The organism is Haloleucobacter albus (genome assembly GCF_052492075.1).
On record NZ_JBQWAS010000009.1, the window covers coordinates 24,822 to 37,159 of the forward strand.

Consider the following 12,338-nt stretch of genomic DNA (forward strand, 5'->3'; position numbering starts at 1 on the left):
GAAGTCGGCGTCCCGTAGCGTGCCGCAGTTGGGGTTATGCGTCAGCGGCACCCCAGTAATGCCAAACACATATAGCTACTTGCCGACGGCCGACAAAATTAAGCTACTATGAGCACCCGTCTCGCGACGCCCCTACATGCCAGGATTCTAATGTCGAACCTTACCGTTTTCGTCCGAACAATTCGCAGCCGGTCGATTGAACATCAGAAGGCAATGGAGTTGCTGGCTGAGTCTGGGCTTGCAGGCCAGATGATTGCCATATTGCGACAAGAGTTGGATTCTATGGTTCGCGTGATTTACCTGATCACGCAAAGCCCTGAACGCCGGGAGGTGTTGATTGATGCCTTGATCAATGGCGAGAAATGGACCCGTGAAGGTACACGGGCAAGGATAACAGACAGGGAAATGGTTGACCTCGCCCAAGGGCTTCAGGGCTGGACCCAATCTGTTTACAAGTTTGGGTGCGCATTCATCCACCTTTCGCACCTTCACGACTACAATGACAGTGATCCGATGGCTCAACTGCCACCGGATGAACGCCGTGATATCATCAATCACTGTCGCTTCTACCACGGCGGACCTGCGGTGGGCGGCGAACGGTTTGTCGATCTTGTGCCCTATCTGCCAAGCGTCCTCGGAAAAATTTCTGGAAATCTGGAGTGTTATTTGGAGACATTGGAAAGCGGCGACGTTCAGAAACCGCATGAAGTTTGGTAGCCTTTTCGGTCTACCCGCCAACCGCTGTTACGTGCTTGGCGTACCCGACTTCCCCTCCCGCCGCGCCTTGGCAAAACCTCGATCCGTCGCGATGAACCTTTCCAGCATGGGCACGATGAGCCTCACGGGATCGGCGATGAGCTGGTTGGTCTCACGGGCCAGCACCTCGGCATAGGCGGTCAGGTCGCGGTGGAGCGGCGCGGGTAGCTCCAGTGTCACTTTCACCGGCTTGTCGTCAGGCAATGGCCCAAGTTTCAGTTTGGTCATGGTCAGCCTCCGTTTGGTTCGATGACAAGATCGCGGGTAACAATAATCCGGACTGGGAAGCCCGGCCGGATCGTCAGCGTGGGCGCGACCTGCAACTGGCGCTGGACGATCTGTTGTCCGGCCTGATTGATGGTGTCCTGCGCCCCGTCGCGGATGGCGCGGATCAGGCGGTCTTCGCTGTCGCTGGCCAGTTCCGTGCCGATGCCCAGCAGCGTGGAGAGGCCAGCGGCTTTCATCACGTCCCACCAGTGATGATCGACGCCATCCTCCAGCCCGGCATAACCGCTGGCATCCGCGCCCGGCAGGCGTTCGAGGACGATGGAACGGCCACCGGGCAGGATCAGGCGATTCCAGACCAGCAGCACGCGGCGCTGCCCGAAACTCACCCCATCATCGTATTGACCGATGATGCGCGTGCCCTGCGGGATCAGCAGCAGCGATCCGGTCGGGCTGTCATAGACGTTTTCCGTCACTTGCGCGGTGATCTGGCCGGGCAGATCGGAGCGGATAGTTGCGCGCGTATCGCCCGAGCACCACGCCATCGGGGCCAAGCAAGCCAGCGGAACGGATTTCCTTATCCTCCGCCCATCGCGCCGAACCGTAGGTGGCGACGTTGCGCGCCTCGCGCGAGCGAATGATTGACATGACGATAGCGGCGGCGATGGCCATGAGACCGCCGGATGCGGCGACGATCGCACCTTCCACGAATATCGCAGGCGCATAGGCGTCAAAGGAAAACCACCACCAGAAGAAGGCGGGCGGGTAATAGATTGGCCAGCCCGCCAGATCGAACCATGGCGTTCCAAGCTGGGGCTGAAAGCCGAGGCGGAAGGCCGTCCATTGCGTCGCCGTCCAGGTCATCACCAGAACGATGGCGAAAACCACACTGATCTGACCCCAAAGGATACGTCCTCCGCGCATACAGGCTCCAATTGGCAAGAATTTTGAGGCCGATCAGAAAGTGGGCATATGCCGGGCTGGCAACAGCAAAACGGATACTGGAGGGTTGCCGGATACTATCGGCGGCAAATAGGATGGTTGGGATGAAATCAGCCCGTCCGAACTTGCCGCTCCATTGCGTTTGCAAGGTCCAGCAGGTTGCGGAGTGCCGCGCTGCGGTTAAATGGTGACCAGACTGCCGAAAAAGGAACCGGCTCCAGCTCGTCGGAGAACGGCAGAAACGTCACGCCGGATGCAGGCATCAGCGATGTTGCCGCGCCGACAATGGTGATCCCAAATCCTTGTGCGACCATCGACAACAATGCGCTGCGCCCCACATCAAGGCGCTGTATGGTCGGCGCAGAAAAATTCCCGGCAAAGCGCAGCAGGATGTGGTCATACGCTTGTGGGCCAGTGCCTCCGTGACGAACAAGGAAGGTCTCGCCGGATAGATCGGGCCACGCTACGGCGGAATTGCCCGCGAGCGGATGATGATCTGGCAGGGCTGCAATCAGAGGTTCTGCCCATATGCACCGGGCATGAAAGTCAGGCGGTTCGGGCGCGCCGGCGACGAAAACGATGTCCAGACGATCAGCGCGCAGCTGCATCATCGTTTTGCGGGCTGTGCCTTCGGTCATGTCGATGTCGATGCCGGGATGGACTTCTCGATACTTTGAAAGCAGTTGGTCAAGAAACCCGCCGGATGTCAGCGCACAGATACCGATGCGAAGGCGTCCTTGCCGACCAGCCCCGACCATGCTGGCGGTTTTGACCGCATGGTCGAGCTGGTCGATTCCCACCGTCACCTGCTCAACAAAATGGCGTCCAGCGTCTGTCAGCCGGACTCCGCGTGCGTGTCGCTCGAACAGCAGAATGCCAAGGTCGTCCTCCAGCGCCTTCACCCGAGCGCTGACGCTGGATTGCGCCGCGCCGAGCGCCTTGGCGGCGTGGCGGAAGTTGAGATATTCGGCAACGGCGAGCGTCTGGATCAGCGATGCCATGGGAATACGCCCATTCAACAACAGCGACGGCTCGCTCCGATCAGATACTATGCGGCCACGCCGACGCATGTTCTCACCATTCGTCAGCTTCTTGATCCGGTCGAGGCTGGATCGCCCTCTCGGGAATAAGGCGTGGAATTGCGATTGGGCGCAGGCCGAGCCAGATGCTGGTGATGACCAGCACGACGCCTACAATTTGAAGCGCGGTCAGCGTCTGACCGAGGAACGCCCAGCCAAGCAGCACGGCAGTAACGGGACTAAGAAAACCCAGCGAGGAAACGACGGCCGAGTCCAGCCGGGCGATGCCCCGGAACCAGAAGGTATAGGTTAGAGCCGCGCCGACCAGCCCGAGCCAAACCAGCCCGAGTAGGTTGGGCAGGGTCGGAACTGGAATGGCTGGATCGAGAAGCAGGGCGGTCGGCACAAGAAGAAGGCCGCCGGCCGTCAACTGCCACGCGGTGAAGGTGAGCAGCGACACCGCCGGGAAGACGGTAAGCCGAAACAAACAGCATGCTCCAGAAGATCGAGAAGTTGAGCGCGCCCAGAATGAAGATGCGCAGCCACCATACCCCGGTTGGAAGCTGCCGCACTATCAGAAGCAGCAGCAAGCCAGCGGGCAATGCCCGGAGCATCGCCACCGTCATCGGCGAGTAATCCGACAGGAACTCGGTAGTGACGATATAAGTGCTGCCCCATATAGCGGGCGCAATCGCCGTCGGCAGCATATCGGACGCGCGAGATTTCATGCGATTTCCAGAACATCTGTGAGCGGCCGGCGCGGCTTTTGCGGCCAATTGCCGGGCGCGGCATGACCGACTGCGACCAGCACCACCGGCACCTCATTTGATCGAAGATCAAATGTTCGGGCTACCGCTTCGGGATCAAAACCGACCATCGGGCATGAAACAAAACCCGACGCTTCGGCAGCAAATATCAGCGTCGCCGCCCCAAATGTCGCCGAACGCACGGCTTCATCCCGTGCGAACTGGGGATCGCTATATTGCGGACTGGACGCAGCCTGCCATTGGGCAGGCATGTCTGAGGGCATGAAACCCGCCTCAACGGAGGGCCGCAGCCTTTCAGGAAGTGTCGCCGCATCAGGCATGACGCCGCAGATGATGAAAGTGACAGCCGCTTCCCTGATCTTGGCCTGATGCCAGGCGTGAGGATGCAAGCGCGCCTTGGCTTCCGAGGAGCGCACTGCGATGAACCGCCAGTTCTGGAGGTTGTAAGCGGTCGGCGCGCGGGTTGCGAGGCGCACAAGGTTTTCGATTTCTGCGTCCGACACTGTTTGCGAAGAGTCGAAAAGATTTGCAGAGATGCGCGTTTCAATAAGAGCAAGTGCCGGATGGTTCATCATTTACGTCCTGTTGTTCTTTGTGATGTTGGGTGTTGAGATTGCATGGCCTCAATATCTGCGATGACCGGCCCGGAAGCCGTGAGCCTTCGCCTGCCAGGCCATTGCCAGCGCGATGATGATCAGCGGCAGCAGGGTCCAGGGCAGCCATGATGGTCCGACCGCGTCGATCACTAGCCCGCCGATCAGTCCGCCACCCGCTACGGCGAGGTTGAAGATGGTCACGAGGATGGATTGGGCGACATCCGCATGTTCACCTGCGGAATCCGCCAGCGCCGTTTGCAGCAAGGTCGGCGCACCGCCGAAAGTCAGCCCCCAGATGGCGACCCCGGCCAGCACCAGCGCGGCCGATCCATGCGGTATCGCCAGCAAGGCCGCCGCGACGGCGAAGGCGGCGAGGCTGATGAGCGTGACGCCCCGCAAGCGGCGGTCCACCAGAATGCCAGTTCCCCATATGCCGATAACCGACGCCACGCCGAATACGAGAAGAATAAGCTCGACCCGCAATCCAGTGCCGGATGCGACAAGGAACGGCGCGACATAGGTGTAAAGGATGTTGTGGGCCAATATCCATGCGAACAGCACCAGCAACACCGGGCCGATTCCGGGGATCAGGAACACCTTGCGCACCGGCAGCCGCTGATCTTGTGCCTGACCGGGGAAGTCGGGAACGCCGAACCGCACCCATGCCAGGAGCAGCAAGGCTACGGCGGACATGATCCAGAAGACAGCCCGCCAGTCGAACAGACCGCCGAGCCACGCGCCAAGCGGCACTCCGAGCGACAGCGCGATGGGCTGGCCGACACCGACGATGGCGAGCGCCCGGCCTTGCAGATGCTGCGGTGCAAGCCGCCGTGCATAGCCTGCGACCAATCCCCAGACCACGCCCGCAGACATGCCGGCGATGAAACGCGCGAGCAGCGTCATGCCGTAATGCGCCGTCACGGCCGTCATGGTGTTGAAGATCAGAAGCCCGGTAATCGCCAACAGGAACAGCGGACGGCGGTTCCAGCTTCTTGTCGCCGCGATGACCGGGATGGCCGCCACCACCGAGCCGAGCGCATAGAGCGTCACGGTCTGTCCGGCCATGGCTTCCGATACGCCGAGACCCGCGCCGATCTGCGGTAGAAGACCGGCGGGCATGTTCTCGGTCATGATGGCGAGAAACCCCGCCACCGTGAACGCCAGCAATTGCCCGACCGGCAGACGCTCGTGCGCACCTTCCACTTCCGGGCGATCAGTCTGAATGTTTTCGGAAACTGTCATGGCGTCACGCATCCGCCAGGAAAGAGGCTGCGATGTCCTTGTCGCCATGTCCGGCTTCCTCGACCCGTTGGAAGCGGGCCAGACCAGCCGCCGCCAAATCCGCCTGAATGCCGGTTCCGGTCAGTGCCTCGACGACGAGGCGCGCATCCTTCACCCCGTTGGCGACGGAGAAGCTGGCCGTGAAATCACTCTTGAGCATTGCGGCGGCCTTGCCCTGAAAATAACCGCTGTCGAGCGGCCCGCCGGTTACGGCCTCGACCACCAGTGCCGGATCGACGCCGAGCGCCTTGGCGATGGCGAGGGTTTCGGCTGTGCCATGCGTGAGAGCGAACACATAGGCGTTCAGCGCCAGCTTGAGGCGGCTGCTCGCTCCCGGTCGGTCCGACACCCAAAGGGTGCGCTGGCCGATGGCGTCGAAGACCGATTGCGCAACGCCCCGACCTTCTTCGGGGCCAGAGGCGAGGATAACCAGCTTGCCCTGCTCGGCGGGCTGGCGGGTTCCCTGCACAGGCGCGTCGTAGAAGACGAGGCCATTTTCATCGGCGAAGGCAGCGAGCGTGTTGATCGCTTCGACACCTACCGTGCTGAGTTGCAGCCAGATCGCACCTTTGCGCAGGCCGGGCAGCGCGGCAGCCATTGCCTCATTCACGGCAGGACCATCCTTCAGCACGGTGACGATGACATCTGCGTCCCGGATGGCATCGGCCGGATTGTCGAAGGCTTGCGCACCATCGGTCGTCAGGGCCTGGGCCTTCTCTGCCGTGCGGTTCCACGCGAGGACATGAAATCCTTTGCGGGCGAGATTGCGGGCAACGGCTGCGCCGATAAGGCCGGTGCCGAGCACGGCAACTGAAACGGCGGGATTATTCTCTGTCATGAGTAGCTCCTGTGATGTTGTGGGAATTATTTAATGATCGTTCCATAACTGATCAAAAAAAGAGGGGTGGTCAGGTCAGCGCGGCCAAAGTCTGGTCGATAATCGTGGTCAGTTTGTCGCGATCCTGAGCAGAAGCCGTGCTGGTCAGGACACGCAGTCCCTGCACGGCATTGAAGACAAAAAGCGCCAGCGTTGCAGCATCCGCGCTGGAGCGGATTTCGCCAGCGTCCTGACCTCGCCGGATCGTTTCTTCGATGCCGCGCGTCAGGATGTTGAAATTGCAACGCACCAGATCGGCAACATGCGGATCGCTGCTGGCGACTTCGATGGCGCTGTTGGTGGCGAGGCATCCGCGCTTCTCCGATACTCCAAGATCGGCATCGACAATCCCCTGCATCAACTCTCGAAGGCGCTCTACAGGTGAACCCGGCTCGCGGAGTTGATCGACATGACCTTGCGCGCGCTTGTGGTAGCGCCGCAGCGCCTGCTCGAAGATGCCCTGCTTGTTCGCATAGGCGGCATAGAGGCTGCCGCGCCCGAGGCCTGTGGCGTCAACAAGGTCTTGCGCCGAAGTCCCCTCATAGCCCTTGCGCCAAAAGGTCTCCATTGCGGCCTCCATTACACGGTCTTCGTCGAACTCTCTCGGGCGGGCCATGGTGTATCCAACATGATTATGGAATGACTATACCATAATCATGTTCATCGTTGAGTCAACCCTGCTAAATCCACCATGATCTCGTGACCGTCTTGGCGAAAGAGAATGGCTTAGTCCATTACAACCCCACCCCCCTCTGCCTTCCAAACTGCCACGACACTAATCCACCCTCCATGACGCCCGTGATCTCGCGGCCAAGCTGACGGTCGATGACTGGCCGCCACGGGACAAGGGTGAACTCATGGGATTTTTCGACCACGGCGAACTTGCCGCTGGATAGCTGCGTGGTGCCGGTGAATTTGCCGCTAACGGTTTCGCCGTCCGTGGTGGCACGAAACGACAGGCCCTTGCTCTCGGCCATGTCCGCGCCGGCGCGTGCAACCTCCCGCTCCCGCAAAGTTGCGAGAAGGTTGCGACGATAGAGTGTGCGACCGTCCTTGCCACGCGTGGCGTCACCCTGTTCGATGTGATGATCGCGGCGCTGATCCATCGCCTCGCGCACCTGCTGGCCAAAGCCGGTCGGAGCAAGGTCGGCCGCTCCGCCATGGATCAATCGCCGGTCCAGCCATGTCGCGCCGTCCGATCCGATCTGCTTTTCAAGTTCGAAGACCGACAACACGCGAATGCTGGCCTGCGGGTTGCGCCCGGAATCATAGGCGGCAGCGCGGCTTTCGAAATCGTCCGGGATACGCCACTGATCGGCGTCGATCCGCTCGACAATCCCGGCTCTGCGCAGTGCCTCCAACCGGCGCACGTGGGCATCGACATAGCCCTCATAGTCGCCGCCGGGAACGCGGCCCTCGAACTTTGCCTGTTCCAGCTGACGGCTCGGGCGATAGACGCCGTCTTCGGCAATGGCCGCAATGCTGCGGTCGGACGGGCGTGCCTTCACCTCTAACGGGCCGATTTCGGCGATGCTGCCGATGCGGGCATCCTCCAGCCGCTCCGGTGCGATGTCAGCGATGTGGTGCGTTCGCCCGTCGATCCCGTCCACCACAATGGTCAGGTTTTCGCCCAGATCGTCGGACAGGTGCTTATCCATGACGCGGCCCGTAATCGGCGTTTCGGGCGCGCGATCATGAATCTGGAACCTCATGGGATCGCGTTCACCGCCCTCTGGCCCGAACGCCTTCTGCATGGTGCGGATGATGTCGCCGCGCTCGCCCATCTCGCGCAGCACCGGTTCCATATCCTTACGGAGTTCCCAGATGCCGGGCGCATGTTCACTCGCCAGCCCCATCTTCTCCAGTTTGGCGAGACGGCGCAGGCGCAATGTTCGTTCGAACTGTCGGCTCTGTCCCGGCGGTTCGGGGCGCAGGTCAAGAATGCCGTCTTCGGCTTCCTGCGCCATCGCCCGGTCTATGCGGGTGAACCGGTCCTGATCGATCTCGGCTGACAGCTTGCGGCTCTGTTCGACCTCGGTGACGGGGCCGAGTTCAAGGGTCGCCATCTCGCTGGCGCGTTCACGCAATCCGTTGGCGAGATAGTCGCCATTGATGACTAGATCGCCACCCGTGTCATCGCGGCCATTGACGATGACATGCACATGGGGATGGCCAGTATTGTGGTGATTGACCGCGACCCAATCGAGCTTCGTGCCAAGGTCGGCTTCCACCTGTTTCATCAGGTCGCGGGTATAGGCGGTCAGGTCAGACAGTTCCGTGCCATCCTCGGGCGAAACGATGAAGCGGAACTGATGGCGGTCATCCTTGCCGCGTTCAAGAAAATCATCGCCATCGGCGCGGTCGTCATGCGCCGAATAGAGCTGGCCGCGTTCGCCGTCACGTGAGGTGCCATCACGCTGGACGTAACGCAGATGCGCACGGGCGCGGCCGTTTTTGCCTGCGCCCCGAACGCTGCGCTGCTTGACGATCACGCGGCGGCTGCCGGGCTGGCGATGATGCCAGGTGCCGGAGATATTGCGGGCGCGGACAAAGCTCGCGCCGCGCCCGCGCTTCACGCCCTTGCCGCTGGCGGCGATGGCGCGCGATTGACCGGGCGATGACGGGCGCGCTGGTGATGATGTGGAGAGATTCTGCCCGCTCGCTGCCTGATGTTGGCGGGTGATCCGTTTGACCTGGGTGAGAAAACTCCTTGCCTTGCCCGCCTTTGGCCTGTCGGAACGGATGCGACCTGGCTTCGGGCGGAAGCGGTTTTCGTCATCGGCGCTCATGTGCGCAACACCAGCCAAAACCGCTGAAAACAGGCCGATATCAGCCTATGGTGCCGCTCGAAACCCTGCAAAGCCAAGGCTTTGCGCCAAATCGCGGCACGCGAGGGCAAAGACAAAAGTGCCGCGTGCGGCTCCCCTAACCAGTGTGCAGACAACAATATTTTCCAGAAGCGGCCCGACATGGTGCCGTCTTCTTTAATCTTGCCCTCCGCCCTTTCTGCCTTTTCCGCCCCTCCTGCCGGGAATCCAGCCGGGCAAAAACCTGCCTGACTGGACACCGGAATGAGCGCCGCCGAGCGCGGGAACGCCGCCGTCATGGCGTTCCCCCGTCGCTGGCGCTCGCCACGAAAATGCTGCCGTCTTGCGGTTCCGCACGGGCGGGGTCGCGCGCCGGAACGGCAGCGCGGCCGTCGCTTGATTGCGCCTCGGACGGCGGCGCGGCGGCAGTCCGCGTGTCGGCCGGGCGCATGACGAACAGCGGTGCCTCGCGCCAATCGGGCGGCGATGCCGGTGGTTGCAACGGCGCATCCGATGGAGCCGCGCCGCCAAGGATCGGGGCGAGCGCGGCGACATAGGCGCGTGTCTCGGCGGGAAGCGGGCGGCCGGTCGCGCGGTGATCGTCGTAGCGGCCGGGACCGGCATTGTAGGCCGCCAGCATCGCCGTGACATTGCCGTAGCGGTCGAACATCTCGCGCAGGTAAGCCGTCCCCGCCATGATGTTGTCGCGCGGGTCATAGGGATCGCGGCCGAGGCCATGGCGGACGCGCAAGCCCGCCCATGTGTCGGGCATCACCTGCATCAATCCCATCGCGCCGGCCGACGAAATCGCGCGCACGTCGCCCGCGCTCTCGGCGCGCAGCACGGCGGCAATCCAATGCTCGGGGATGCCGAACCGTTGCGACGCCTCGGCGATATAGGCGGCATAGGGATGGGCCGCTGCCGGGCGTTCGACCGGCGCGGATTGCGCGACCGCGACGCCCGATCCGGCGCAGACGGAAAACGCCCCCGCCAGCAGCAGGACGGCATAATGCCATGCCGGCTTGTCTCCGCTTCGCCGCCAGCCTGCCAGCGTGCTCGCTGCGGTCAAGGGCAAGGCGCAAGCGCCGGCCGATGGCCGCCCCTGACCTACGCTGCGCGTGCCGGCCGTCCAGTGGCCGAGCGGGACGGAGGGATGAGACGGCTTTTCCGCAAACAAAGGGATGACGATCTTGGACCGGATGGCGGGCCGGACGCGCGCGGCCGTCATTCCTCGTCCTCGACTTTCCGGGGGTGCTTCCAACGCAGCGTCCAGACCGATGGATCGTCGTTGGACTGGAACAGCTTGGCGCGGATCGGGAACGGGAAGATCGGTCCCTCCAGCCGCATCGACACGAAGTCGCCGGCATTTTCGCTGGCGTCCTTCCATGCCGGGCCGGCGTCCGGGCCGTCCTCGCTATCGAGGCGCACGCGATAGTCGGGTGCGTTTTTTACGTCGCTCGGCTTGGCCGGAACGATGAACAGCTTTTCGTGGAGGCCGAACGAATGAAGCTCCCCGGCATAGCCGGTTTCGGTGCGGGTGAAGGTGCCTATCTCTGCCATGGAAATCTCCTGTGGTTGGTTTTCGGGGGTGGTTTCAGTGCGTCGGCGCGCGCCACTGGTAGCGGCCGACGCCTTCCTCATCGGTCCAGAGCGGGACCGCTCGGCCGATGACGGAAGCTGCGGGGATGGGTCCGAAATACCGGCCGTCGAGGCTGTCGCGGACTTCCCAATTCATGAGGAAAAGCTGGTCGTCGCTGATGACGCGGCAGCCCTGCCAGATGGGCAGATCGCGGCCGAGGCTATCGCGCTCCAGCGCCTCGCCCATCTCGATCCCGTCAACCGTGATCGTGCGGCCGGCGCGGCAAACCCGCTGTCCGGGCAGGCCCAAGACGCGCTTCAAGAGCGGGACGCCTCGCGCGACATAGCCGCGCTCGGCCATGAAGGCGGCGAGCGGTTCGGGCGGCATGACGGCGACCAGCTCGGGCACGTCGAGCGCGTCGGCCGGCTCGACGGTGTAGAAGCCGATGGGCGCGCTGGCCGTGGCGTTCCAGATGAGTTTCACGGGCCAATCGACGGCGCTGGCGGCGGCGATGCCGATGGCGGCGAGCGCCGTCACCGTAATGGTGCGGCGGCGTGTCACGGCTCGATCCTTCGGCGGTGAAGCCACGCGGCATGTCGCTCGGGCGTGTAGGCGTGCGGCTCCAGATTGGCGGTCAAACGGTTGTGGACGTGCCGCCAGTGATCCGGCGAGGCATCGGCCGGATCGAGGCCGAGCGATTCCACGGCGTCGATGGCGGCAAGCGCGCGCTGCACCTTGGGCCAGCCGTCGAGGCGCAACAGGATTTCGCCGCCGGGGCGCACGAACGGCAATGTCTGGAACGGCTCGCCGCGACCGATGGCCCGCACGATGTCGATGCGCGAAACGACCGTGCCATGCTCGCCAGATGCCCAACGGACGAAGGCAAAGACGCTGCCCGGCGCGAAGCCGACGACGCTGCGGCGGCGGTCGATGATCTGCTCGTAGCTCTTGCGGCCGAAGCGTATCCAGTGCTCGACCTTGCGTTTCTCGAAGGTCAGCTCGACCAATGTTGTGAAGGGCGCAGGCCCGTCCGGCAGCGGACGGCCGTGCGCGCTGCGATGGGCGCGACGGGTCATTCTTCGTCTCCGGTGATGTGCTTGGGGGCTGCGCGGGCGCAGCGCGTCGAGCGCGGCTGTCATGGCTCGCCCCTTCGGGCAGACCCGGCACCACGCTTCGCCTGCGCGCGCGTCAAAGAAAAAGAGTTAGATTCTCTGTTAGATAAGTTAGCGGTCGGATTCCGCTTTTCAGGCCAAGGCGTTAGCTGCGGTTCGTGCGCCTGATCTGCCGATAGTGCTGCGCCTGATGTGCCGATACCCCGTGCGCCCGATCTGCCGATGGCATTAACAGGGTTGAGCTGCTGCCGGTTTGGTGGACACCTCGATAAGATCGTGTCCTTGAAGCGGAGAGCAGAAAATGACAAGACGGACCTATAGCCGTGAGTTCAAAACCGAGGCGGTGAAGCTGCTCACGGAACGTGGCGTTGGTGTTG

General features: G+C 62.7%; 13 protein-coding genes and 4 pseudogenes. 1 reads left to right on the forward strand and 16 read right to left on the reverse strand.

The genetic code is table 11. The features are described from left to right. The first annotated feature begins 150 nt into the window (after window positions 1–150). Complete coding sequence (locus tag ACT6QH_RS00540) at window positions 151–717, forward strand: hypothetical protein (RefSeq protein WP_444972871.1); 567 nt, start codon at window positions 151–153, stop codon at window positions 715–717. A gap of 27 nt (window positions 718–744) precedes the next feature. Here ACT6QH_RS00540 and ACT6QH_RS00545 read toward each other — a convergent pair whose 3' ends face one another. The 16 genes and pseudogenes from ACT6QH_RS00545 to ACT6QH_RS00620 all read right to left on the reverse strand — a co-directional run bounded on the left by ACT6QH_RS00545 (window position 745) and on the right by ACT6QH_RS00620 (window position 11,925). Further along, window positions 745–984: a DUF2274 domain-containing protein gene (locus ACT6QH_RS00545; RefSeq protein ID WP_444972872.1), complete on the reverse strand. Its 240-nt coding sequence runs from the start codon at window positions 982–984 to the stop codon at window positions 745–747. 2 nt (window positions 985–986) lie between these two features. Then, a pseudogene (locus tag ACT6QH_RS00550) lies at window positions 987–1,493 on the reverse strand (TraB/TrbI/VirB10 family type IV secretion system protein); the annotation flags it as partial. Continuing rightward, window positions 1,465–1,905: pseudogene (locus tag ACT6QH_RS00555) on the reverse strand (conjugal transfer protein TraG); the annotation flags it as partial. The pseudogenes ACT6QH_RS00555 and ACT6QH_RS00550, both read right to left, overlap by 29 nt. Window positions 1,906–2,033: 128 nt before the next feature. After that, entirely contained in the window at window positions 2,034–2,924 is an 891-nt protein-coding gene (locus tag ACT6QH_RS00560; protein ID WP_444972873.1) for a LysR family transcriptional regulator, read from the reverse strand. A 73-nt stretch (window positions 2,925–2,997) separates the two neighbouring features. Continuing rightward, window positions 2,998–3,670: pseudogene (locus ACT6QH_RS00565) on the reverse strand (DMT family transporter). After that, window positions 3,667–4,281, reverse strand: coding sequence for a nitroreductase family protein (locus ACT6QH_RS00570; RefSeq protein WP_444972881.1), 615 nt, complete (start codon window positions 4,279–4,281; stop codon window positions 3,667–3,669). The pseudogene ACT6QH_RS00565 and the gene ACT6QH_RS00570 overlap by 4 nt, the downstream one beginning before the upstream one ends. 51 nt (window positions 4,282–4,332) lie before the next feature. Then, window positions 4,333–5,547: an MFS transporter gene (locus tag ACT6QH_RS00575; protein ID WP_444972874.1), complete on the reverse strand. Its 1,215-nt coding sequence runs from the start codon at window positions 5,545–5,547 to the stop codon at window positions 4,333–4,335. Between the two features lie 4 nt (window positions 5,548–5,551). Beyond that, on the reverse strand, window positions 5,552–6,424 hold the full coding sequence (locus tag ACT6QH_RS00580) for an NAD(P)-dependent oxidoreductase (RefSeq protein ID WP_444972875.1): 873 nt from the start codon (window positions 6,422–6,424) through the stop codon (window positions 5,552–5,554). 70 nt (window positions 6,425–6,494) lie between these two features. Beyond that, on the reverse strand, window positions 6,495–7,079 hold the full coding sequence (locus ACT6QH_RS00585; protein WP_444972876.1) for a TetR/AcrR family transcriptional regulator: 585 nt from the start codon (window positions 7,077–7,079) through the stop codon (window positions 6,495–6,497). Window positions 7,080–7,197: 118 nt separating this feature from the next. After that, on the reverse strand, window positions 7,198–8,529 hold the full coding sequence (locus ACT6QH_RS00590; protein WP_444972882.1) for a DUF3363 domain-containing protein: 1,332 nt from the start codon (window positions 8,527–8,529) through the stop codon (window positions 7,198–7,200). Between the two features lie 69 nt (window positions 8,530–8,598). After that, window positions 8,599–9,252 (reverse strand): annotated as a pseudogene (locus ACT6QH_RS00595) (relaxase/mobilization nuclease domain-containing protein); the annotation flags it as partial. Continuing rightward, window positions 9,249–9,569, reverse strand: coding sequence for a hypothetical protein (locus ACT6QH_RS00600; protein WP_444972877.1), 321 nt, complete (start codon window positions 9,567–9,569; stop codon window positions 9,249–9,251). The gene ACT6QH_RS00600 and the pseudogene ACT6QH_RS00595, both read right to left, overlap by 4 nt. Further along, a complete protein-coding gene (locus ACT6QH_RS00605) occupies window positions 9,566–10,498 on the reverse strand; it encodes a lytic transglycosylase domain-containing protein (RefSeq protein ID WP_444972878.1) in 933 nt (310 codons plus the stop codon). The genes ACT6QH_RS00600 and ACT6QH_RS00605 overlap by 4 nt, the downstream gene beginning before the upstream one ends. Further along, the gene (locus ACT6QH_RS00610) at window positions 10,495–10,830 is read right to left on the reverse strand and encodes a DUF736 domain-containing protein (protein ID WP_034065987.1); all 336 of its coding nucleotides are present in this window, start codon (window positions 10,828–10,830) and stop codon (window positions 10,495–10,497) included. Before ACT6QH_RS00610 ends, ACT6QH_RS00605 begins: the two co-directional genes overlap by 4 nt. A gap of 34 nt (window positions 10,831–10,864) precedes the next feature. Further along, window positions 10,865–11,410 carry a S26 family signal peptidase gene (locus ACT6QH_RS00615; protein WP_444972879.1) on the reverse strand — a complete coding sequence of 182 codons (546 nt, stop codon included), beginning with the start codon at window positions 11,408–11,410 and terminating at the stop codon, window positions 10,865–10,867. Then, a complete protein-coding gene (locus ACT6QH_RS00620) occupies window positions 11,407–11,925 on the reverse strand; it encodes a DUF2840 domain-containing protein (protein WP_444972880.1) in 519 nt (172 codons plus the stop codon). The genes ACT6QH_RS00615 and ACT6QH_RS00620 overlap by 4 nt, the downstream gene beginning before the upstream one ends. Window positions 11,926–12,338 lie beyond the last annotated feature (413 nt).